Genomic DNA, 20,624 nt, shown 5'->3' on the forward strand with positions numbered 1-20,624 from the left:
AGCAGCATCAACTGCCTCAATCGTCGCAGGTCATCCGGCCGGCATTGTCCGAAGCGCCTCAAGCAGGCAATAGACCCAGGACCGCCGAACCGGCAGGTAATTGACCAGGCGGAAGCAACGTTGCAATCCGGCCCGCCGCAACATTCACGGCCGACCCAGGCCCCGAACCAATTACCTTGCGCTACAAGCATTTCCGGCCAACCCCAACGCGGCGACCACGTGACAAATACCATGTGGCGCCAATAATCTTTGTATCTCTTGCAGATAATACGACGATTTATTTCATTATCCGCACCCACTGAAATGTGCTTTTTTTACGGCCAAAACCTGGCTTTGCTGCTATGCGCCTCAGGCCAGGCCGGCGAGATCGTCCGGAGAGTTGAGATTGGCCAGCGGCGCCGCGTCGGCCAGCACGATCCGCCGGACTTCGATCCCATCGATCAACGCGCCCACCCGGCGCTCCCCGGCAGCGACCATCGCATCGACAGTGTCGGCCAGGGCGGTGCGATACACCCCGGGACGACAGCGCGGGGTGCGCCGGCCTGCGCCGCAGCGCGCAGCCCCAGCCCGATCGCCGGCAACGGACCCAGCCCGGGCACCGCGTCGCGCAGCACCTGCGCAGCGAGGTCGGGCAGCAGCTGGCCCTGCGCGGCCACCACAAAGACGGGATCGCAGCGCTGCGCCAGCACCGAGACCTGGTGTTCCACCAGGGTCAGGCCGGCGAACCTGCCCGGCACGGTGAGAGTGGCCTTATCGCGGCCCATCCGGCGCGATGCGCCGCCGGCCAGCACGACACCGGCCAACCGACCGGCCGTCATGGCGTCAGTCGACGGTCCAGGTGTCCCGACCACGCAGCAGCGCCTGAAGTGCGGCGGTGTCATTAGGAGTCGACTGCCGGGCCTCGGCGACCTGCGCGCGCGCCAAGTCGTCGTAGGTGGGCTTGCTGACGTTGCGGAAAATGCCCATCGGGAAGTGCGACAGGTCCTGCTCGGAGAGCCGCGACAGCGCGAACGCGTACGAGGAGTCGGCCTGGGTGGCGTCGTGCACCACGATCTGGTCGGCCGAGACGTCGGCGGTCTTGGCGACCTCGAGCCCGAAGCCGGACCTGATCACGCAGTACTCCCCCTCGGCGCCGAACACGACCCGCTCGCCCTGCTGGACGTTGATGATGCGGTTCTCCGCACTGTCCTTACGCAGCAGGTCGAAGGAGCCGTCGTTGAACACCGGGCAGTCCTGCAAGATCTCCACCAGCGCCGAGCCACGGTGCTCCATGGCACCGCGCAGCACCTCGGTGAGGCCCTTACGGTCGGAGTCCAGGGCGCGCCCGACGAAGGTCGCCTCGGCGCCGATCGCCAGCGAGATCGGGTTGAACGGATTGTCCAGCGAACCGAACGGCGTCGACTTGGTGACCTTGCCGGTCTCCGAGGTCGGCGAGTACTGCCCCTTGGTCAGGCCGTAGATCCGGTTGTTGAACAGCAGGATGGTGATGTTGACGTTGCGGCGCAGCGTGTGGATCAAGTGGTTGCCGCCGATCGACAGCGCGTCGCCGTCACCGGTGATCAGGAACACCTTGAGGTCTTCACGGGCGGTGGCCAGCCCGGTCGCGAACGTCGGGCCGCGGCCGTGGATCGAGTGCACGCCGTAGGTGTTCATGTAGTACGGGAACCGGCTCGAGCAGCCGATACCGCTGACGAACACCACGTTCTCGCGGCGCAGTCCCAGCTCGGGCAGGAAACTGCGGATCGTGTTGAGGATGACGTAGTCACCGCAGCCCGGGCACCACCGCACCTCCTGGTCGGAGGTGTAGTCCTTGGCCTTCTGCGGCTCGTCGGTGGTGGGCACCCCGCTCAGCGAGGTCAGCCCCAGGTCGGTACCGACGAGCGTGCCGACAGCTTCGGTGGTGGTCATGAATTCGCTCCTGCTGTACCCGCAATGGTGACCGCCGCGGCCCTGGCCAGCGACGCCTTCTCGTTCTCCCGATCCGCCAGCGTGCCTGCCAGCGCGTCGTCGATGATCGCTTCGACCTCGTCGGCCAGGAACGCCTTGCCGGTCACCTTGGTGACCGACTGGATGTCGACCAGGTAGCGGCCGCGCAGCAGCAACGCCAGTTGACCCAGGTTCATCTCCGGCAGCACCACCTTGGGGTAGCGCCGCAGCACTTCACCCAGGTTGGCCGGCAGCGGGTTGAGGTAGCGCAGGTGCGCCTGCGCGACCTTGATACCGCCGCGCCGGACCCGCCGGCATGCCTCGGCGATCGGACCGTAGGAGCTGCCCCAGCCCAGCAGCAGCAGCTCGGCGTCGCCGGACGGGTCGTCGACCACCAGGTCGGGAACCTCGATGCCGTCGATCTTGGCCTGGCGCAGCCGCACCATCAGGTCGTGGTTGGCCGGCTCGTAGGAGATCTCGCCGGAACCGTTCGCCTTCTCCAGACCACCGATCCGGTGCTCCAGGCCCGGCGTGCCGGGGATGGCGAACTGCCGGGCCAGGGTCTGCGGGTCGCGCGCGTAAGGTGCGAAGTCCTCGCCGGCCTTGGCCAGGTTGCGGTCGATGGGCGCCATCGCGGCGACGTCCGGAATACGCCACGGCTCAGAACCGTTGGCGATCGCGCCGTCGGAGAGCAGCACCACCGGGGTGCGGTAGGTCAGCGCGATCCGGACGGCCTCGATGGCCGCGTCGAAGCAGTCCGACGGCGTGCACGGCGCCAGCACCGCCACCGGCGACTCACCGTTACGTCCGTACAGCGCCTGCATCAGGTCGGCCTGCTCAGTCTTGGTGGGCAAGCCGGTGGACGGACCGCCGCGCTGGACGTTGATCAGCAGCAGCGGCAGCTCGGTCATCACGGCCAGGCCCAGCGCCTCGGCCTTGAGCGCCAAGCCGGGGCCAGACGTGCTGGTGACACCCAGCGCGCCGCCGTAGGAGGCACCGATCGCTGCACCGATGCCGGCGATCTCGTCTTCGGCCTGGAAGGTCAGCACGTTGAAATTCTTGTACTTCGACAGCTCGTGCAGGATGTCCGAGGCCGGAGTGATCGGGTAGGTCCCCAGCACCACCTGGGTGTCGGCCAACTGGCCAGCCACGATGACGCCGTAGGCCATCGCGGTGTTGCCCGAGATCTGGCGGTACTCACCCGCCGGCAGCTTGGCCGGCGCGATCTCATAGGTGGTGCCGAACGCCTCGGTGGTCTCGCCGTAGTTCCAGCCCGCCTTCAGTGCCAGGACGTTGGCCTCGGCCACGTCGGGCTTCTTGGCGAACTTCTCCCGGATGAAACGCTCACTGCTCTCCAGCTCCCGGCCGTACATCCAGGACAGCAGGCCGAGGGCGAACATGTTCTTGGCCCGGGCGCCGTCCTTCTTGGTCGCGCCGATCGCCTCGACCGCACCCAGCGTCAGGGAGGTCATCGCGACCGGAACCACGACATAGTCGGAGAGCTCTTCGGTCTCCAGCGGGTTGGTCTCGTAGCCGATCTTGGCCAGGTTGCGCTTGGTGAACTCGTCGGAGTTGACGATCACCATGCCGCCACGCGGCAGGTCGCCGATGTTGGCCTTGAGCGCAGCCGGGTTCATCGCCACCAACACGTCGGGGCGGTCACCGGCGGTCAGGATGTCAAAGTCGGCGATCTGGATCTGGAACGACGAAACACCGGGCAGGGTGCCCTGAGGTGCCCGGATCTCGGCCGGGTAGTTCGGCTGGGTGGCCAGGTCGTTGCCGAACAGGGCCGCCTCAGAGGTGAAGCGATCGCCGGTGAGCTGCATACCGTCGCCGGAGTCACCGGCGAAACGGATGACGACCTTCTCGAGTTTTTGGCGCCCGGGTGCCGACCCGACTCCATTACCACTCGGCCCCACGGCCCCGCCTTCCATCACTGTCCGACCGGGCCCGCGCAGCACGGCTGCCGCACCCACAAGTTTTTCTGTCACTGGCAGTACCGATTATTGCACCGCTCTTATAGACCATACGACGCCACACCGTGTCGAAATTCGGGTTACTCAGTGTTAAATGTCGATGTCACACCGGGGTTCGCAGTCAACTTGAGCTGGAAATGTGGTTTTCATCACGTTCACCCGCGCGCCAACTCTAAGAGAACACCGGTACTGGCGAGTAACTTTGCCGGGCGACGAGCGCCGCCCCGGATCAGGCGCTCTTGTCGCGACGCTCGCCGCGGGATGCCTTGCGCGGCACGATGGTCGGCAACACGTTGTCCTGCACCGTTTCCTTGGTCACGACGACCTTGGCGACGTCGTTGCGGCTCGGGATGTCGTACATGACGGGCAGCAGGACTTCTTCCATGATCGCCCGCAGACCGCGCGCACCGGTGCCGCGGTGGATCGCCTGATCCGCGATGGCCTCCAGCGCGTCCTGGCTGAACTCCAGCTCCACCCCGTCCATCTCGAACAGCCGGGAGTACTGCTTGACGAGCGCGTTCTTGGGCTCCGACAGGATCTTGACCAACGACTCCATGTCTAGGTTGGTCACCGAGGCCACCACTGGCAACCGGCCGATGAACTCGGGGATCAAACCGAACTTGATCAGGTCCTCGGGCATGACCTCGGCGAAGTGGTCGGTGGTGTCGATCTCGGCCTTGGACCGAACCTCGGCGCCGAAACCCAAGCCCCGCTTGCCAACCCGGTCGGAGACGATCTTCTCCAGTCCGGCGAAAGCACCAGCCACGATGAACAGCACATTGGTGGTGTCGATCTGGATGAATTCCTGGTGCGGGTGCTTGCGGCCGCCCTGCGGCGGAACCGAGGCCTGAGTGCCCTCCAGGATCTTCAGCAGCGCCTGCTGCACGCCCTCGCCGGAGACGTCGCGGGTGATTGAGGGGTTTTCGCTCTTGCGGGCGATCTTGTCGACCTCGTCGATGTAGACGATGCCGGTCTCGGCGCGCTTGACGTCGTAGTCAGCCGCTTGAATCAGTTTGAGCAGAATGTTCTCGACGTCCTCACCCACGTAGCCCGCTTCGGTCAGCGCGGTGGCGTCGGCAATCGCGAACGGCACGTTGAGCATCTTGGCCAGGGTCTGGGCCAGGTAGGTCTTGCCGCAACCGGTGGGCCCGAGCATCAAAATGTTGGACTTGGTCAGCTCAACCGGCTCACCGGAGCGGGAATCCCGACTCTTCTCGCCGGCCTGGATGCGCTTGTAGTGGTTGTAGACGGCCACCGCCAGGGTGCGCTTGGCCGTGTCCTGGCCGATGACGTAACCCTCCAGGAACTCCCGGATCTCCGCGGGCTTGGGCAGTTCATCGAGCTTCACGTCGTCGGCGTCGGCCAACTCCTCTTCGATGATCTCGTTGCACAGGTCGATGCACTCGTCGCAGATATAGACGCCCGGACCTGCGATGAGCTTCTTAACCTGCTTCTGACTCTTGCCGCAGAACGAACACTTCAGCAGGTCCCCGCCGTCTCCAATGCGCGCCATAGTGCGTTAGGACCTACTTCCTGTTCGCCGTCTGTCGTCGGGGTGCCGGTGTTCTGCTCCGACGCTACCCGTTCATTCCGGTGCGAGGCGACCGATAAGGCCGAATCGCGTCGTTGGTATTCATCGCCGGCTCCGTCTGCCTGCTCCACGAACATATAGCCCACGGCTGCGCAGCCGGCGTGTGACGCGCTGGCGTGGCGTGAGCGTTTCGGGGGCGTTACCCGGCTGTGAGGCGGGCGGAGCCTTTCCCGCTCTAGAGTGGCAAACGTGGGGTTCGCCGTGCCCGACGATACCGTGCTGGTCGCCGATGGGGGGCTGGCGACGGAACTGGAGGCCCGCGGGGCAGACCTGTCCGACCCGCTGTGGTCTGCCCGGTTTCTCATTGAGGCACCCCAAGCCATTGCGTCCGTGCACGCGGCCTTCTTCGCCGCCCGCGCACAGATCGCGACCACCGCCAGCTACCAGGCAAGCTTCGAGGGGTTCGCCGCCCGCGGGATCGACCGCCGGGCGGCCGCCGGGCTGTTGCGGCGCAGCGTGGGCCTGGCCCGCCAGGCCGCCGGCGTCGCGAGTGGGCGCTGGGTTGCGGCGTCGGTCGGTCCGTACGGCGCCGCCCGCGCCGACGGTTCGGAATACCGTGGCGGGTACGGGCTTTCGGTCGCGCAGCTGTCGGCGTGGCACCGGCCCCGGTTGGAGGTCCTGGCCGACGCCGGTGCCGATCTGCTCGCGTTGGAGACGGTGCCGGACCTCGATGAGGCGGCGGCACTGGTGGGTCTGGTCCAGGCGGTCAATGTGCCGGCCTGGCTCAGTTACACGATCGACGGCACCAAAACCCGCGCCGGGCAACCACTCGCGGAGGCCTTCGCGGTGGCCGCCGGGGTGCCCCAGATCGTCGCGGTGGGGGTGAACTGCTGCGCACCCGACGACGTCCTGGCGGCGATCGAGATCGCCCGCGAGGTCACCGGCAAGCCGGTGATCGTCTACCCCAACAGCGGTGAGCGCTGGGACGCCGGGGGTTGGGCCGGACCGGCGCGCTTCTCCCCCACGCTGGTGCCGCAATGGGTGGCCGCCGGCGCACGCATCGTGGGCGGTTGCTGCCGAGTCAGCCCGGCCGATATCGCCGGACTCGCCGAGATCGTGCTCACGCAGGAAAAGTGCGAGTAACCGCCTGCGTGAACGCGATCTCGCGGAAACCTACGCGGTGGTGGCCGACAGCTTCCGGTACTCCAGCACCGTGTCGATGATCCCGTACTCCTTGGCCTCGGCCGCGGTGAGAATCTTGTCGCGGTCGGTGTCCTTGCGGACCACCTCCGGGTCCTTGCCGGTGTGACGGGCCAGGGTGGACTCCATCAGGGTCCGCATCCGCTCGATCTCGGCGGCCTGGATCTCCAGGTCGGAGAACTGGCCCTGGATCACGCCGGACAGCGACGGCTGGTGGATCAGCACCCGGGCGTTGGGCAGCGCCATCCGCTTGCCCGGCGTACCGGCGGCCAGCAGCACCGCGGCAGCTGAGGCGGCCTGACCCAGGCACACGGTCTGGATGTCGGCCCGCACGTACTGCATGGTGTCGTAGATCGCCATCAGCGAGGTGAACGAACCACCCGGGGAGTTGATGTACATGGTGATGTCGCGGTCCGGGTCCAGCGACTCCAGCACCAGCAACTGGGCCATGATGTCGTTGGCCGAGGCGTCGTCGACCTGCACGCCGAGGAAGATGATGCGCTCCTCGAACAGCTTGTTGTACGGGTTCGACTCCTTGACGCCCCAGCTGGAGTGCTCCACGAACGACGGCAGGATGTAGCGCGCCTGCGGCGCGGTGGCGCGCAAGGTTTCGGGGTTCATGATGCATCTCCGTTGACGTGGGCGCGGGTGATGATGTGGTCGACGAAGCCGTATTCCAGGGCCTCAGGGGCGGTGAACCAGCGGTCACGGTCAGAGTCAGCCTCGATGCGCTCGATGCTCTGACCGGTGAACTCGGCGTTGAGCCGGAACATCTCCTTCTTGATGACCGCGAACTGCTCGGCCTGGATGGCGATGTCGGCGGCGCTGCCGGTCACCCCGCCCAACGGCTGGTGCATCAGGATCCGGGCGTGCGGCAGGGCGTAACGCTTGCCCTTGGTGCCCGCCGCCAGCAGGAACTCGCCCATTGAGGCGGCCATCCCCATCGCGTAGGTGGCGACGTCACACGGTGCCAGCACCATGGTGTCGTAGATCGCCATCCCCGCGCTGATCGATCCGCCCGGGGAGTTGATGTAGAGCGAGATGTCCTTGGTCGGGTCCTCGGCGGCCAACAGCAGGATCTGGGCGCACAGCCGGTTGGCGATGTCGTCGTCCACCTGCGACCCCAGGAAGATGATGCGTTCTCGCAGTAGCCGCTCGTACACCGAGTCGACGAGATTCAGACCGGGCTGGCTCACAGTGGGATACCTGCTTTCTCGAGATTCATATGCACCGACCCTAACCAACCGGCGCGGCTGAGGTAGGTCCGAACCGGCTTCGTTCGCTTACAGCGTCACTCGTCGGATGCGGCCTCGGCCTCGACGGCCTCGTCGGCTTCCTCGGCGGCTGCCAACGCCCCGGCGGCCTCGTCGGCCTCGTCGGTTGCCCGCGGTGTCGCGGGCCGCGGCCGCACGCACCGCCGCTGCCAGCGCCATGCCGCGGCGCACGTCGGCGAAGACCGCCGGCAACTGGTTGTTCTGCTGCAGGAACTGAACCAGCTGCTGCGGCGGGATGCCGTACTGACGTGCCATCAGCACCAGGTGCTGGGTGAGGTCGTTCTGCCCCACCTGGATCTCCAGCTCGTCGCCGAGCGCGTCGAGCAGCAGCTGAGTCTTCACCGACTTCTCGGCCTCACTGCGGGTCTCGGCGTCGAACTCGGCACGCGAGGAACCCTTCTCGGCCAGCGACTCGGCGAACTTGTTCTCGTCGTGGTCCAGACCGTGCAGGGCGTTGTGCAGCGCGTTATCGATGTGCGCCTGCACCACGGCCTCGGGCAGCGGCATCTCGACCTGCTCGACCAGGGTCTCCAGCGTCACCTCGCGGACCTTCTCGGCCTGCTGGATGCGCTTGGTCCGGCCCACCTGCTCGGTGAGCTTCTCCCGCAGCTCGCCGATGGTGTCGTACTCGCTGGCCAGCTGCGCGAATTCGTCGTCGGCCTCCGGCAGCTCACGTTCCTTGACCGACTGAACCGTGACCGTGACCTCAGCGTCCTTGCCGGCCTGCGGGCCGGCCGCGAGCTTGGTGGTGAAGGACTTGCTCTCACCGGCCGAGAGCCCCACGATGGCGTCGTCGAGGCCCTCAATGAGCTGACCCGATCCGACCTCGTGCGACAGCCCCTCGGTGGCAGCGCCTTCAACCGTCTCGCCGTCGATGGTGGCGTCCAGGTCGATCGAGACGAAGTCGCCTTTGGCGGCCGGGCGCTCGACACCGGTCAGGGTGCCGAACCGGGCGCGCAGCGAGTCGAGCTCGGCGTCGACCTCGTCGTCGTTGACCTCGATGGGGTCGACGGTGATCTTGAGCTGCTCCAGGTCGGGCAGGATGATGGCCGGTCGCACGTCGACCTCGGCGGTGAAGGTGATGTTCTCACCGTCGTCGAGCTTGGTGACCTCGATGTCGGGCTGACCCAGCGGCTTGAGGTCCGAGCTCGTGACCGCCTCGCTGTAGCGACTCGGCAGCGCCTCGTTGACCACCTGCTGCAGCACCGCGGCCCGGCCGAAGCGGGCCTCGATGAGCTTGGCCGGAGCCTTGCCCGGCCGGAAGCCCGGCACCCGCACCTGCTGCGCCAACTGCTTGTAGGTCCGCTCGAAGTCCGGCTGAAGCTCGGTGAACGGCACCTCAACGTTGATGCGAACCCGGGTCGGGGTCAGCTGCTCGACGGTGCTCTTCACGGGTGTACTCCTCGATATCGTTGACGTGGTCGGTCGTGCCAGGTGCGGCGCGCGCTGCTGGTCGGGGTGACAGGATTTGAACCTGCGGCCTTCCGCTCCCAAAGCGGATGCGCTACCAAGCTGCGCTACACCCCGCACTGACCAGGCGATCCTACGGCCCGGCAAATCGGTGATCACAATGACCTGCTGCCAACGCCCCACGAAGCCAGCGCGGCGGGGCAATTGGATTTCGGGTCCGCCACGCCGGTACAGTCTCGCTCTAGCTGTTCATGCGGGCGTAGCTCAATGGTAGAGCCCTAGTCTTCCAAACTAGCTACGCGGGTTCGATTCCCGTCGCCCGCTCCACGAGGACCCACGCGGAGTCCGCCGAACTGCGGTTCGACGGACTCCAGCGGGGTGATCCCCCGGGTCCGGGGCCTGCTGTACTCGCACGACACCCCGGACTTATCCTTCCAAGCAAGTACACGGGTCCGATCGGCCCGTCGCCCCCGCGGAAGGGGATTCTCCCTAGCAGGAAGGCACGCCATGGGCGGCACACGGCACGTCCAAATCCATGGGACGTGCTCCCCGCGCTTTGAGAAGGTGCGGTCCGAGTTCGAGCGCAACTTCACCGAGCGCGACGAACTCGGCGCGGCCGTGGCGGCCTATGTCGACGGCGAGCTGGTCGTCAATCTGTGGGCCGGCTCCGCCGACGTCGAGGGCGACCGGCCCTGGCAGGAAGACACGCTGAGCACCGTGCTGTCGGGCAGCAAGGGCCTGACCAGCACCTGCGTGCACCGGCTCGCCGATGCCGGGGAACTGGACCTGCGGGTACCGGTGGCGCACTACTGGCCGCAGTTCGGCCAGGCCGGCAAGGGCGACATCTCCCTGGCGATGGTGCTGGCGCACCGTTCCGGGGCGATCGGGCCACGTGAACCGATGCACTGGCGCGACGTCACCGACTGGGATCTGGTCTGCGAACGCCTTGCCGCCGCCGAACCGTGGTGGCGTCCCGGCACCGCCCAGGGCTACCACATGACCACCTACGGCTTCATCATCGGCGAGGTCGTCCGGCGGGTCACCGGATTGACGGTGAGCCAGTACCTGCGCACCGAGGTCGCCGGTCCGATCGGCGCCGAAGTGCACATCGGGGTGCCGGCCGAACAGCAGCCCTACCGCTGCGCCGACCCGGTGGGCAAGCCGACGATCCGGGAGATGCTGGCCTCGGCCGGAGCCCCGAAACGCCCGACTTCGTTGGCCGACCACTCCAAGGCGGGGCTGGCAGTCGCGATGGGATTCGCCCCCGACGACGAGATCGCCACCAACGACCTGACGCTGTGGCGCCAATTGGAGTTCCCCGGCACCAACGCCCAGGTTTCCGCCCTGGGCATGGCCACGTTCTACAACGCACTGGTGCAGGAGAAGCTGCTCAGCCGGGCCGCCATGGACCGCCTGCGGGTCCTGCAGGGCGGCACCGAAACCGACCTGGTGCTCGGCCCCCGCGTCGCCGAGCACGGCTGGGGCATGGGCTACATGCTCAATGCCCAGGGGGTCAACGGACCCAACCGGCGGATCTTCGGTCACGGCGGCCTCGGCGGATCGTTCGCGTTCGCCGATCTGGAGCACCGGATCGGCTACGGCTACGTGATGAACCGGTTCGACCACACCCAGGCCAATGCCGACCCGCGCAGCGTGGTGTTGTCCAACGAGATCTACCGGGCACTGGGGGTGCCCCTACGTCCCCGGCGCGAAACCGTCTACGACGACTGACCGCCCTGACAGGACGGACACCAGAACACATTGCGGCCTGCTAGTTCAGCGGTCCGCACGGTGGTCCCGCACAGCCGGCACGGGTCTCCGGCGCGGCGGTAGACGTAGGTACGCGGCTTGCCAGTCGCGTACGCCGGAGCGCCGTGGTCATCCTCGGGCCGGACGACGACGATGCTGCCGCGCCGCAGCCCTACCTTCATCAACGCCACCAAGTCCGACCAGATCGCAGCGAAGTCCGCTTCGCCGATCGCCGCACCGGGCCGGTAGGGGTCGATCCGGTGCCGGAACAGCACCTCGCTGCGGTAGACGTTGCCGACCCCGGCCAGCACCGACTGATCCATCAGCAGCGCAGCAATAGTTTTGCGGGACTTGGCAATTCGCTTGAAGGCTAGCGATGGGTCGGCGTCGCTGCGCAATGGGTCGGGTCCCAGCCGCGCGATCACGTCGGCGACCTGCGCCTGGTCGATGACCTCGCATGCGGCCGGGCCGCGCAGATCGGTGCCGTAGTCGGTGCCCACCATCCGCATCCGGACCTGGCCGACCGGTTCGGGCAGGCCACCATCGGCCAGGTCGAACTCGGTGAAGTGGCCGTAGATCCCCAGGTGCACGTGCACGATCGGCCCGCGCGCGTAGTGGTGGAACAGGTGCTTGCCCCAGGCCTCGGCGCGCAGCAGTGGCTGCCCGTCGACTACCGCGGCACCGGATTCGAAGCGGCCCTGCGGACTGGACACTGCGACCGGCGCCCCCGCGAAGCGGCGCTGATGGAGCCGGGCCAGCCGGTGCAGGATGTGCCCCTCCGGCATGTCAGGCCAGTCTGCGCTCGCGTCAGGCGGGCGCGCCGGGCACCGGAGGTGCCTCGTGGTTGCGCTCGTAGGCAGCCAGGATGTCGATGCGCCGCTGGTGACGTTCGGCCTCCGACCACGGGGTGCTCAAGAACGCGTCGACGATCGCGAGCGCTTCGGCGGTGGTGTGCATCCGGCCGCCGATGCCGATCAGCTGGGCGTTGTTGTGTTCGCGGGCCAGTTGCGCGGTTTCGGTGCTCCAGGCCAGCGCGCAGCGCGCCCCGGGCACCTTGTTGGCTGCGATCTGCTCGCCGTTGCCGGACCCGCCGATCACGATTCCCAGGCTGTCGGGATCGGCCACGGTGCGGGCCGCCGCGGCGATGCAGAACGCCGGGTAATCGTCCTCGGCGTCGTAGCTGAAGGCCCCGCAGTCGACCGGCTCATGACCGGCCTTCTTCAGGTGCTCGACGATCTGTTCTTTGAGTTCGTAGCCGGCGTGATCGCAGCCGAGGTAGACGCGCATGGCGTCATTGTCGCAGACCCGGTCTGCTCCCCCGCCAGCCGTCAGTCGAACTCCGGTGCCTCGGTGCGGGTGCGCTTGAGCTCCCAGAAGTGCGGGTAGGACGCGAACGTCACCGATGCGTCCCACAGCTTCCCGGCCTGCTCACCGCGGGGGATCCGGGACAGCACCGGACCGAAGAACCCCACCCCGTTGACGTGGATGGTCGGGGTGCCAACGTCCTTGCCGACGGCGTCCATCCCGGCGTGATGGCTCTTACGCAGCGCGTCGTCGTAGGTGTCGGTGGTGGCCGCGTCCGCCAGCTCTGCGGGCAGGCCCACCTCGGCCAGCGAACCCGCGATCACGTCGGGGAGGTCCTTGTTGTTCTGGTTGTGGATCCGGGTGCCCATCGCGGTGTACAGCGGGCGCAGGATCTCATTGCCGCGCAGCTTCTCGGCGGCGATCGCCACCCGCACCGGTCCCCACGCCTGCTTCATGCCTTCGCGGTACTGCTCGGGCAGGTCGTCGCGGCCTTCGTTGAGCACGGCCAGACTCATCACGTGGAAGGTGACGTCGATATCGCGGACCTTCTCGACCTCCAGGATCCACCGCGAGGTGATCCAGCACCACGGGCACAGCGGATCGAACCAGAACTCGGCGTGTGATTTCTCGGACATCGGCGGGTCCTTTCGTGGGGCGGCGGGCATCTCGCCCAACACAACTATGCCCGCCCGCCCGGTGTTCCCGAACCCACCCTTACANTCATCACGTGGAAGGTGACGTCGATATCGCGGACCTTCTCGACCTCCAGGATCCACCGCGAGGTGATCCAGCACCACGGGCACAGCGGATCGAACCAGAACTCGGCGTGTGATTTCTCGGACATCGGCGGGTCCTTTCGTGGGGCGGCGGGCATCTCGCCCAACACAACTATGCCCGCCCGCCCGGTGTTCCCGAACCCACCCTTACAAGCTCAGCCCCAGCAGCGCGACTGCAACCGCCGGGAAGGCACCCTGGACGACGGCGGCGCGGGCCTTGTCGGGCGACGACGTCACCAGAACCAGTGCCGCGGCCAGCATGGATCCCACTCCGGCGAACATCAGCGCAAGCCCAACGGTGTTGTGGTCCAACGAAACCGCGCAGATTCCAACCACCGTGACGATGGCAAGGAACAGATTGTAGAAACCCTGGTTGAAGGCCAGCGCCTTGGTGATCTCGGCCTCCTCTGCGGTGGTGCCGAAGACGGCCCGGGTGCGCGGTGAGGTCCAACTCAGCGACTCGAGCGCGAAGATGTAGACGTGCAACACCGCGGCCAGCGCGGCGAAGGTCAGACCGGCGAGGAGCATGGCCTCATTAAACTCGGTCCGGCGCCCGTCCGCACGATCCGGCGGCTACTGTAGGCGGGCGTGGCACTTCCTAACCTCACCCGCGACCAGGCCGCCGAACGGGCCGCGTCGGTCACCGTCGTCAACTACCGGATCGCCCTGGACCTGACCGATGGCAGCGGCAAACCGGGCGAGCGCACCTTCCGCTCCACCACCACCGTCACCTTCGACGCCCTGGCCGGCAGCGACACCGTCATCGACATCGCCGCCGAGACGATCCACCGCGCCACCCTCAATGGCCGCGCCCTCGATGTCTCGGCCTACGACGAGTCGGTCGGCGTCGCCCTGAGCGGCCTGGCCGAGCACAACACCGTCGAGATCGACGCGCAGTGCTACTACTCCAACACCGGTGAAGGGCTGCATCGCTTCGTCGACCCGGTCGACGACGAGGTGTACCTGTACTCGCAGTTCGAAACCGCCGACGCCAAGCGGATGTTCGCCTGCTTCGACCAGCCAGATCTCAAGGCCACCTTCGACATCACCGTCACCGCGCCGTCGCACTGGCAGGTGATCTCCAACGGCGCCACTACCGCCGTGCGCGACGGCGTGCACACGTTTGCGACCACGCCCAAGATGAGCACCTATCTGGTGGCGCTGATCGCCGGACCGTATGCCCGTTGGGACGACGTGTACCGCGACGAGCACGGCGAGATCCCGCTGGGCCTGTTCTGCCGGGCGTCGCTGGCCGAGCACATGGACTCCAAGCGGCTGTTCACCGAGACCAAGCAGGGATTCGGCTTCTACCACAGCAACTTTGGCGTGCCGTATGCGTTCGGCAAGTACGACCAGCTGTTCGTTCCGGAGTTCAACGCCGGTGCCATGGAGAACGCGGGCGCGGTAACGTTCCTGGAGGACTACGTCTTTCGCAGCAAGGTGACCCGGGCGTCCTATGAGCGTCGCGCCGAGACCGTGCTGCACGAGATGGCGCACATGTGGTTCGGCGACCTGGTCACCATGCGCTGGTGGGACGACCTGTGGCTCAACGAGTCGTTCGCGACGTTCGCCTCGGTGTTGTGCCAAAGCGAGGCAACCGAGTACACCAGCGCCTGGACCACGTTCGCGAACGCGGAGAAGTCGTGGGCCTACCGCCAGGATCAGCTGCCGTCGACGCACCCGATCGCCGCCGACATCCCCGACCTGGCCGCCGTGGAGGTCAACTTCGACGGGATCACCTACGCCAAGGGCGCATCGGTGCTCAAGCAGTTGGTGGCCTATGTCGGTTTGGAGCACTTCCTGGCCGGATTGCGCGACTATTTCGCCGCGCACGCCTTCGACAACGCCACTTTCGACGACCTGCTGGCGGCGCTGGAGAAGGCGTCCGGCCGGGACCTGTCCGACTGGGGCAGGCAGTGGCTGAAGACCACCGGGTTGAACACCCTGCGGGCCGACTTCGACGTCGACGGCGACGGCCGGTTCACCCGGTTCGCGGTGACGCAGGGCGGCGCTGCCCCGGGTGCCGGCGAGACTCGGGTGCACCGGTTGGCCATCGGCATCTACGACGATGACCCCGCTGGCTCCGGCGGGTTGGTGCGGGTGCACCGCGAGGAGCTGGACATCGACGGGCCCAGCACGGACGTGCCTGGGCTGGTCGGGGTTTCGCGTGGAAAGCTGATTCTGGTCAATGATGACGACCTGACCTACTGCGCGCTGCGGCTGGACCCGCAGTCCCTGGCTGCGGCGACGGAGCGCATCGCCGACATCGCCGAGCCGTTGCCGCGCACCCTGGTGTGGTCGGCGGCCTGGGAGATGACCCGCGAGGCCGAGCTGCGCGCCCGGGACTTCCTGGCGCTGGTGCAGCGCGGTATCGGCGCCGAGACCGAGGTCGGCGTCGCCTCGCGGCTGCTGCTGCAGGCGCAGACCGCGTTGGGGTTCTACGCCGATCCGGTCTGGGCCGCCGAGCAGGGGTGGCCGGCGTTCGCCGACCGGCTGCTGGAGTTGGCCCGCGAAGCCGATCCGGGCTCGGATCACCAGCTGGCCTATCTCAACGCGCTGTGCACCTCGGTGCTCGCCGAGCGGCACACCACGGTGCTGGCCGCGCTGCTGGACGCCGATCCGGGAACGCAGGGGCTGGCGGGTCTGGCCGTCGACACCGACCTGCGCTGGCGGATCGTGGTGGCGCTGGCCCGCAGCGGTGCGCTGGACGCTGCGGCGATCGACGCCGAGATCCAGCGTGACCCGACCGCGGCCGGCCAACGGCAGGGCGCCCAGGCTTCGGCGGCCCGCCCGCAGCTCGCCGTCAAGGAAGCGGCCTGGCAGCAGGTGATCGAGGACGACACGTTGGCCAACATCACCGGTCGCGCGATCATCGGCGGGATTGTGCAGCCCGGCCAGGGCGAGCTGTTGGCGCCGTTCACCGCGCGCTACTTCGAGGCGATTTCCGGTGTGTGGGAGCGGCGATCCAGCGAGGTGGCGCAGACCGTGGTGGTGGGCCTGTACCCCGGGTGGGATGTCAGCCAGGCGGGATTGGACGCCGCCGACGCCTTCCTGGCCGATCCTTCGCTGCCGCCGGCGCTGCGCAGGTTGGTCACCGAGGGCCGGGCCGGGGTGGAGCGGTCGCTGCGGGCACGCACCGTTGATACCGCTTGATCAGCGGTATCCCCCGTCACGCAAGCCGGCGTCCTTCTCGAAACTGTTGACACCGCCGAAGATTCGCGCCCTCGCCTCCTCGGCGAGGTAGCGGGCGGGCATCCGCACCGGCCCTAGGGCAGCCCACTGCTGGGCGTGGATCTCCTCGTGATGCAGCAGCGCGTCCAGGTTCGGCCCGGCCGGGGCGAGCCGTCCTGATTCGATGATGTCGCGCATTCGCCCAGCGGGGTCTAAGACCCGCCGGTCGGTGTTGACCAGGAACAGATCCCCCCACATGGTGCCGCCGCGGTGGCTGAACGACCCGTGAATTCGATTGCCGCCCACGACCATCAGCACCCCGTTCGGGGTGGCGGCCACGCAGCCGCCGGTGTTGCAGATGCTTCGAACCACCGCGTAACTCCAGCGATTCGCGCGCTGACGGTCGATGATCCGTCGCACTTCGGCGGCACCGTACGGCGTCTCGGGAAAGTCGCTGAGAGCGCCGTGCCGGCCGTAACCGGTGCCCGCATTCAGCAGGTAGGTCAGTAGCACCGCGCGCCGCACGGCGTCGCCGCCAGCTGTTCGAGGGATGACGAAAAAGCTCTTGCCATCCGGGTCGGTGATCTGCTCCAGCACGTCCAGAGCCCGGAAGCTGTCCCGCGTGATGCCCTGCCCGCGAACGATTTCGGTAACCGTCCGGGGCCCGACAGCGCGCCGGTCGATGTTCGCCAGCCAGGCCCGGTGCGCCGGGGAGGCCGCGGCGCGGGCATGCGCCAAAACGACCTCCGGTCCCGCGTGTGGACCGGGCAAGTTCACGCTCGCGACCATGGGATCGTCCAGCGGTACGGCCGACGGCTAGGCCGGGGTGACGCCGGCGCTGATCACCTGCACCGCGCTGACCAGACCGTCGATCAGGTTGCCGTCGCGGAACGCCGCAGCCGCCGCGGCCACACCCTGCGGTGCGGCAGCCGGGGCAATGCGACCGGCCACACCGGCGCCGTAGACCACCTCGATGGCCTTCTGGTCCGGCGAGACCGCAATAAGCACGGCGTCGTTCGGGGTGGGCACCTTCGCCAGAATCTCGCGGGCCCGCGCCGCGGTGTCAGCGCCCAGGTCGCCGATGTAGGTGGCGAATCGGGCCTGCGTGGCGCGCGACGCGTAGGTCAGTGCCTCATCGAGGGCCACCAGTTCCTTGACCGGGAACGGATAGTGCAAGGACGCCTCACCGGGCTCGGTAACCCCGGAAACTCGACCGCTGTTGGTGACCACAAAGCCGTAGGGCAGGTCGGCCGGATCGATCGTTACGACTTCACCAGTTGCCACTGGTTCCACCCCCCACGCTGAACTCGGAATGGCCGTGGCCGTGTCCGCCAATGGCCTCGTCGGTCGCCGACCACAGGATCGGCGGGTGTGTCCACCGCTCGGACATCTGATAGGTGGCCGCGCGCGGCCCCTTTCGCGACAGGGTCCGGGCGGCCAGCAGTGCGAACATTGCCACTGGAATGCCAATGAAGATGCCGAGGGTTTCCAACACGCTCACGCCGTAGACGGTATCCCACCGCTTATCGATCGGTGCGGGAACCCGGCCCGATGCGGCGACCCGGTCAGGCGGCGCCTTCACCGAGGTAGCGCATCCACACCGGATCGAGATCGTGGATCACCGCCAGCAGCCGCCAATGCTGGCCCTTGGGTGAGGTGGGCACCAACCGCAGCGTCCAGCCGATCTCGGCCAGCAACCGGTCCGCCTTGCGGTGATTGCAGGTCGAGCAGGCGGCCACACAGTTCTCCCAGGAGTGATCCCCGCCGCGGCTGCGCGGCACCACGTGATCGACGGTGTCGGCCTTGCCGCCGCAGTAGGCGCAGCTGTGCTGGTCGCGGTGCATCAGCGCAGCCCGGGTCAACGGGATCCGGGCCCGGTACGGCACCCGAACGTAGTTCCGCAGCCGGATCACCGACGGCACCGGCACCGACCGGGTCGCCGAGTGGATGACCGGACCGGCCGGATCGTCGTGCACCATGTCGGCCTTACCGCAGATCAGCATGACTACGGCACGGCGCAGCGGAAGCGCCGTCAACGGCTCGAAGGTGGAGTTCAGCAGCAATACCCGCCGGCGGGTCCAGATCGATGCGGCGTCATGACCGGCTTCGGAACCGGACGCGGCGACCGAGTGCAGGCATGGGGCGGCGGCAAGCCCGCTCAGGCTCGCCGGTGGGGCACCGTGGGTGCGGTGGCCCCGACGTTTCATATCCGGTCTTGCAGCCGGTTTAGATGTCGCACCATTGACCTCCGCCGAACAGTTCACCATGATTCGGCGCTGGTCGCACGCCTATTTGCTGTGTGTTCACCGGCGGGGGCCCGCGATGCCCCACAATGGTGGGCGATGCAGCCGATAGAAGAACCCTCGTTTTACGACGCCGTCGGCGGTGCGAAAACGTTCCACGCCATCGTCTCGCGGTTTTATCAACTGGTCGCCCAGGACCCGATCCTGCGCCCGATGTACCCCGCCGACGACATGGACGGCGCCGAGGAACGCCTTCGGATGTTCCTCGAGCAGTACTGGGGCGGACCGCGCACCTACACCGAGCTTCGCGGCCACCCGCGACTGCGGATGCGCCATATCCCCTACCGAATCGGCCCGCTGCAGCGCGATGCCTGGCTGCGCAACATGGTGACCGCGGTCAACGAGATCGACAGCGACACCCTCGACGATGCGCACCGCGGCGAACTGCTGCAGTACCTGCATTCGGCGGCCGACTTCCTGGTCAACGCGCCGATCTGATGGGAGCCGAGCAGACCACCTGGTGGGCCGACAGTGTGTTCTACCAGGTGTATCCCCGCTCGTTCGCCGACAGCAACTCCGACGGGGTCGGCGACCTGGACGGGGTGACCGCACACCTGGACTACCTGCGGTGGCTGGGGGTCGAGGCGCTGTGGCTCAACCCGGTGATGGTGTCGCCGATGGCCGACCACGGCTACGACGTGGCGAATCCGCGGGACATCGATCCGCTCTTCGGCGACCTCGCGGCACTGGATCGGCTGGTGGCCGCGGCGCACCAGCGCGGACTCAAGCTGACCATGGATCTGGTGCCCAATCACACCAGTTCGGCGCACCCCTGGTTCGTCGAGGCACTGGCTGCCAAGCCGGGCAGTCCCGCGCGAGACCGCTACTTCTTCCGTGACGGGCGTGGACCAAACGGCCAGCTGCCGCCCAACAACTGGGTGTCGGTCTTCGGCGGCCCGGCCTGGACGCGGGTCACCGAACCCGACGGCCCGGGCCAGTGGTACCTGCATCTGTTCGATGTGTCACAGCCGGATCTGAACTGGGACAACCCGGAGGTCTTCGCCGACTTCGAGCGCACCCTGCGGTTCTGGCTCGATCGCGGCGTGGACGGCTTCCGGATCGATGTGTCCCACGGCATGGCCAAGCCGGCCGGCCTGCCGGACATGCCGGTCACCGATGTGAAGCTGCTCGCCCACCAGGACGACGACCCACGCTTCAACCGGCCCGGCGTCCACCCGATCCACCGGGCGATTCGCCGGGTTATCGACGACTACCCGGGCGCGGTGAGCATCGGCGAGGTCTGGGTGCACGACAACGCCCAGTTCGCCGAGTACCTACGGCCCGACGAACTACACCTGGCCTTCAACTTCCGGCTGCTGCAAGCCGACTTCGATGCCACCCAGATCCGCGGTGCGATCGACAATTCGCTGGCCGCGGTGGCGTCGGTGGGTGCCAGCGCTACCTGGGCGTTGGAGAACCATGACGTCGAGCGGGCGGTCACCCGCTACGGCGGCGGGGCGATCGGGCTGGACCGGGCGCGGGCCGTGGCCCTGGTGCTGTTGGCGCTGCCCGGGGCGGTGTTCGTCTACAACGGCCAGGAGTTGGGCCTGCCCAACGTCGAGCTCCCCGATTCGGCCCTGCAGGACCCGGTATGGGAGCGCTCCGGGCATACCGAACGCGGCCGGGACGGCTGCCGGGTGCCACTGCCCTGGTCCGGCGACGCGCCGGCGTTCGGCTTCTCCGACAACCCCGACACCTGGCTGCCGATGCCGCCGGACTGGGCGCACCTGACTGTCGATCGACAACGCAGCGAGATCGGCTCAACCCTCTTGCTGTACCGGCACGCCCTGGAAATACGCAGGCGCCGAGACGAACTCACGGGACGGCAGCTCGATTGGCTGGACGCACCGCCGGGACTGCTGGCCTTCCGGCGCGGCGGTCTGGTGTGTGTGCTCAACACAGGTGACAGCCCGGCGGATCTGCCGGAGGGCCGGCTGATCTTATCCAGCGCCCCGGTGGCCGACGGGCTCTTGGCGCCCGACACCGCCGCGTGGTTGGTCTGA

19 protein-coding genes, 2 tRNA genes and 2 pseudogenes are annotated in these 20,624 nt (G+C 67.5%); 6 read left to right on the forward strand and 17 right to left on the reverse strand.

Annotation, left to right across the window (positions count from 1 at the left end; translation table 11 throughout):
• Positions 1 to 348 precede the first annotated feature (348 nt).
• The 4 genes and pseudogenes from BN4346_RS39755 to clpX all read right to left on the reverse strand — a co-directional run bounded on the left by BN4346_RS39755 (position 349) and on the right by clpX (position 5,415).
• Positions 349 to 818: pseudogene (locus tag BN4346_RS39755) on the reverse strand (NTP transferase domain-containing protein).
• A 4-nt stretch (positions 819 to 822) separates the two neighbouring features.
• Entirely contained in the window at positions 823 to 1,908 is a 1,086-nt protein-coding gene (locus tag BN4346_RS39760; RefSeq protein WP_067974617.1) for a 2-oxoacid:ferredoxin oxidoreductase subunit beta, read from the reverse strand.
• Entirely contained in the window at positions 1,905 to 3,860 is a 1,956-nt protein-coding gene (locus BN4346_RS39765) for a 2-oxoacid:acceptor oxidoreductase subunit alpha (protein WP_208863296.1), read from the reverse strand. The genes BN4346_RS39760 and BN4346_RS39765 overlap by 4 nt, the downstream gene beginning before the upstream one ends.
• A gap of 271 nt (positions 3,861 to 4,131) precedes the next feature.
• Complete coding sequence (gene clpX / locus BN4346_RS39770) at positions 4,132 to 5,415, reverse strand: ATP-dependent Clp protease ATP-binding subunit ClpX (protein ID WP_067974620.1); 1,284 nt, start codon at positions 5,413 to 5,415, stop codon at positions 4,132 to 4,134.
• A 267-nt stretch (positions 5,416 to 5,682) separates the two neighbouring features.
• On the opposite strand from clpX, the gene mmuM reads away from it, so the two are divergent.
• A complete protein-coding gene (mmuM, locus tag BN4346_RS39775) occupies positions 5,683 to 6,576 on the forward strand; it encodes a homocysteine S-methyltransferase (protein WP_067974622.1) in 894 nt (297 codons plus the stop codon).
• 30 nt (positions 6,577 to 6,606) lie between these two features.
• On the opposite strand, the gene clpP2 is transcribed toward mmuM, so the two are convergent.
• The 4 genes from clpP2 to BN4346_RS39795 form a co-directional block, all read right to left on the reverse strand.
• Entirely contained in the window at positions 6,607 to 7,254 is a 648-nt protein-coding gene (gene clpP2, locus BN4346_RS39780; RefSeq protein ID WP_067974625.1) for an ATP-dependent CLP protease proteolytic subunit ClpP2, read from the reverse strand.
• Entirely contained in the window at positions 7,251 to 7,829 is a 579-nt protein-coding gene (locus BN4346_RS39785; RefSeq protein ID WP_067974627.1) for an ATP-dependent Clp protease proteolytic subunit, read from the reverse strand. The genes clpP2 and BN4346_RS39785 overlap by 4 nt, the downstream gene beginning before the upstream one ends.
• Before the next feature lie 87 nt (positions 7,830 to 7,916).
• A complete protein-coding gene (tig, locus tag BN4346_RS39790) occupies positions 7,917 to 9,299 on the reverse strand; it encodes a trigger factor (RefSeq protein WP_167666224.1) in 1,383 nt (460 codons plus the stop codon).
• Positions 9,300 to 9,357: 58 nt separating this feature from the next.
• Positions 9,358 to 9,434 (reverse strand) — tRNA-Pro (locus tag BN4346_RS39795).
• 136 nt (positions 9,435 to 9,570) lie between these two features.
• Between BN4346_RS39795 and BN4346_RS39800 the strand changes: the two genes are divergently transcribed.
• Positions 9,571 to 9,644: transfer RNA gene (locus BN4346_RS39800), tRNA-Gly, on the forward strand.
• A gap of 180 nt (positions 9,645 to 9,824) precedes the next feature.
• Entirely contained in the window at positions 9,825 to 11,048 is a 1,224-nt protein-coding gene (locus BN4346_RS39805; RefSeq protein ID WP_067974629.1) for a serine hydrolase domain-containing protein, read from the forward strand.
• On the opposite strand, the gene BN4346_RS39810 is transcribed toward BN4346_RS39805, so the two are convergent.
• From BN4346_RS39810 to BN4346_RS39830, 5 genes and pseudogenes are all read right to left on the reverse strand, one after another.
• Positions 11,036 to 11,851: an Fpg/Nei family DNA glycosylase gene (locus BN4346_RS39810; protein ID WP_067974632.1), complete on the reverse strand. Its 816-nt coding sequence runs from the start codon at positions 11,849 to 11,851 to the stop codon at positions 11,036 to 11,038. The two genes, BN4346_RS39805 and BN4346_RS39810, sit on opposite strands and share 13 nt — an antisense overlap.
• 22 nt (positions 11,852 to 11,873) lie before the next feature.
• On the reverse strand, positions 11,874 to 12,353 hold the full coding sequence (locus BN4346_RS39815; RefSeq protein ID WP_067974636.1) for a ribose-5-phosphate isomerase: 480 nt from the start codon (positions 12,351 to 12,353) through the stop codon (positions 11,874 to 11,876).
• 41 nt (positions 12,354 to 12,394) lie between these two features.
• Positions 12,395 to 13,006 (reverse strand): mycothiol-dependent nitroreductase Rv2466c family protein, encoded by a 612-nt coding sequence (locus BN4346_RS39820; RefSeq protein WP_067975048.1) that lies wholly within the window; start codon positions 13,004 to 13,006, stop codon positions 12,395 to 12,397.
• A 74-nt stretch (positions 13,007 to 13,080) separates the two neighbouring features.
• Positions 13,081 to 13,215, reverse strand: a pseudogene (locus tag BN4346_RS39825) (mycothiol-dependent nitroreductase Rv2466c family protein); the annotation flags it as partial.
• Positions 13,216 to 13,294: 79 nt separating this feature from the next.
• A complete protein-coding gene (locus BN4346_RS39830; RefSeq protein WP_067974641.1) occupies positions 13,295 to 13,675 on the reverse strand; it encodes a DUF1304 domain-containing protein in 381 nt (126 codons plus the stop codon).
• A gap of 60 nt (positions 13,676 to 13,735) precedes the next feature.
• On the opposite strand from BN4346_RS39830, the gene pepN reads away from it, so the two are divergent.
• Positions 13,736 to 16,300 (forward strand): aminopeptidase N, encoded by a 2,565-nt coding sequence (gene pepN, locus BN4346_RS39835; RefSeq protein ID WP_067974644.1) that lies wholly within the window; start codon positions 13,736 to 13,738, stop codon positions 16,298 to 16,300.
• Here pepN and BN4346_RS39840 read toward each other — a convergent pair whose 3' ends face one another.
• From BN4346_RS39840 to BN4346_RS39855, 4 genes are all read right to left on the reverse strand, one after another.
• The gene (locus BN4346_RS39840) at positions 16,301 to 17,095 is read right to left on the reverse strand and encodes a hypothetical protein (protein WP_235653674.1); all 795 of its coding nucleotides are present in this window, start codon (positions 17,093 to 17,095) and stop codon (positions 16,301 to 16,303) included.
• A 39-nt stretch (positions 17,096 to 17,134) separates the two neighbouring features.
• Positions 17,135 to 17,602: a DUF5130 domain-containing protein gene (locus tag BN4346_RS39845; protein WP_067974647.1), complete on the reverse strand. Its 468-nt coding sequence runs from the start codon at positions 17,600 to 17,602 to the stop codon at positions 17,135 to 17,137.
• Positions 17,589 to 17,771, reverse strand: coding sequence for an aa3-type cytochrome oxidase subunit CtaJ (gene ctaJ / locus BN4346_RS39850; RefSeq protein ID WP_167666255.1), 183 nt, complete (start codon positions 17,769 to 17,771; stop codon positions 17,589 to 17,591). The genes BN4346_RS39845 and ctaJ overlap by 14 nt, the downstream gene beginning before the upstream one ends.
• Before the next feature lie 112 nt (positions 17,772 to 17,883).
• Positions 17,884 to 18,525 (reverse strand): HNH endonuclease, encoded by a 642-nt coding sequence (locus BN4346_RS39855; RefSeq protein WP_067974650.1) that lies wholly within the window; start codon positions 18,523 to 18,525, stop codon positions 17,884 to 17,886.
• A gap of 135 nt (positions 18,526 to 18,660) precedes the next feature.
• Here BN4346_RS39855 and BN4346_RS39860 point away from each other — a divergent pair, with 135 nt between their 5' ends.
• Both BN4346_RS39860 and BN4346_RS39865 read left to right on the forward strand, forming a co-directional pair.
• Entirely contained in the window at positions 18,661 to 19,059 is a 399-nt protein-coding gene (locus BN4346_RS39860; protein ID WP_067974652.1) for a globin, read from the forward strand.
• Entirely contained in the window at positions 19,059 to 20,624 is a 1,566-nt protein-coding gene (locus BN4346_RS39865; protein WP_067974655.1) for a glycoside hydrolase family 13 protein, read from the forward strand. Before BN4346_RS39860 ends, BN4346_RS39865 begins: the two co-directional genes overlap by 1 nt.

This window comes from Mycolicibacter icosiumassiliensis (assembly GCF_900078685.2).
In the GTDB taxonomy this organism is placed as follows: domain Bacteria; phylum Actinomycetota; class Actinomycetes; order Mycobacteriales; family Mycobacteriaceae; genus Mycobacterium; species Mycobacterium icosiumassiliensis.

Bases quoted from the DNA above. Each gene is read 5' to 3' on its own strand.
- BN4346_RS39805 (WP_067974629.1), top strand. From the start codon at position 9,825: ATGGGCGGCACACGGCACGTCCAAATCCATGGGACGTGCTCCCCGCGC.
- BN4346_RS39815 (WP_067974636.1), bottom strand. From the start codon at position 12,353: ATGCGCGTCTACCTCGGCTGCGATCACGCCGGCTACGAACTCAAAGAA.
- BN4346_RS39860 (WP_067974652.1), top strand. From the start codon at position 18,661: ATGCAGCCGATAGAAGAACCCTCGTTTTACGACGCCGTCGGCGGTGCG.
- BN4346_RS39760 (WP_067974617.1), bottom strand. From the start codon at position 1,908: ATGACCACCACCGAAGCTGTCGGCACGCTCGTCGGTACCGACCTGGGG.
- BN4346_RS39855 (WP_067974650.1), bottom strand. From the start codon at position 18,525: ATGAAACGTCGGGGCCACCGCACCCACGGTGCCCCACCGGCGAGCCTG.
- BN4346_RS39830 (WP_067974641.1), bottom strand. From the start codon at position 13,675: ATGCTCCTCGCCGGTCTGACCTTCGCCGCGCTGGCCGCGGTGTTGCAC.
- BN4346_RS39865 (WP_067974655.1), top strand. From the start codon at position 19,059: ATGGGAGCCGAGCAGACCACCTGGTGGGCCGACAGTGTGTTCTACCAG.
- ctaJ (WP_167666255.1), bottom strand. From the start codon at position 17,771: ATGTTCGCACTGCTGGCCGCCCGGACCCTGTCGCGAAAGGGGCCGCGC.
- BN4346_RS39810 (WP_067974632.1), bottom strand. From the start codon at position 11,851: ATGCCGGAGGGGCACATCCTGCACCGGCTGGCCCGGCTCCATCAGCGC.
- BN4346_RS39820 (WP_067975048.1), bottom strand. From the start codon at position 13,006: ATGTCCGAGAAATCACACGCCGAGTTCTGGTTCGATCCGCTGTGCCCG.
- clpX (WP_067974620.1), bottom strand. From the start codon at position 5,415: ATGGCGCGCATTGGAGACGGCGGGGACCTGCTGAAGTGTTCGTTCTGC.
- BN4346_RS39765 (WP_208863296.1), bottom strand. From the start codon at position 3,860: ATGGAAGGCGGGGCCGTGGGGCCGAGTGGTAATGGAGTCGGGTCGGCA.
- clpP2 (WP_067974625.1), bottom strand. From the start codon at position 7,254: ATGAACCCCGAAACCTTGCGCGCCACCGCGCCGCAGGCGCGCTACATC.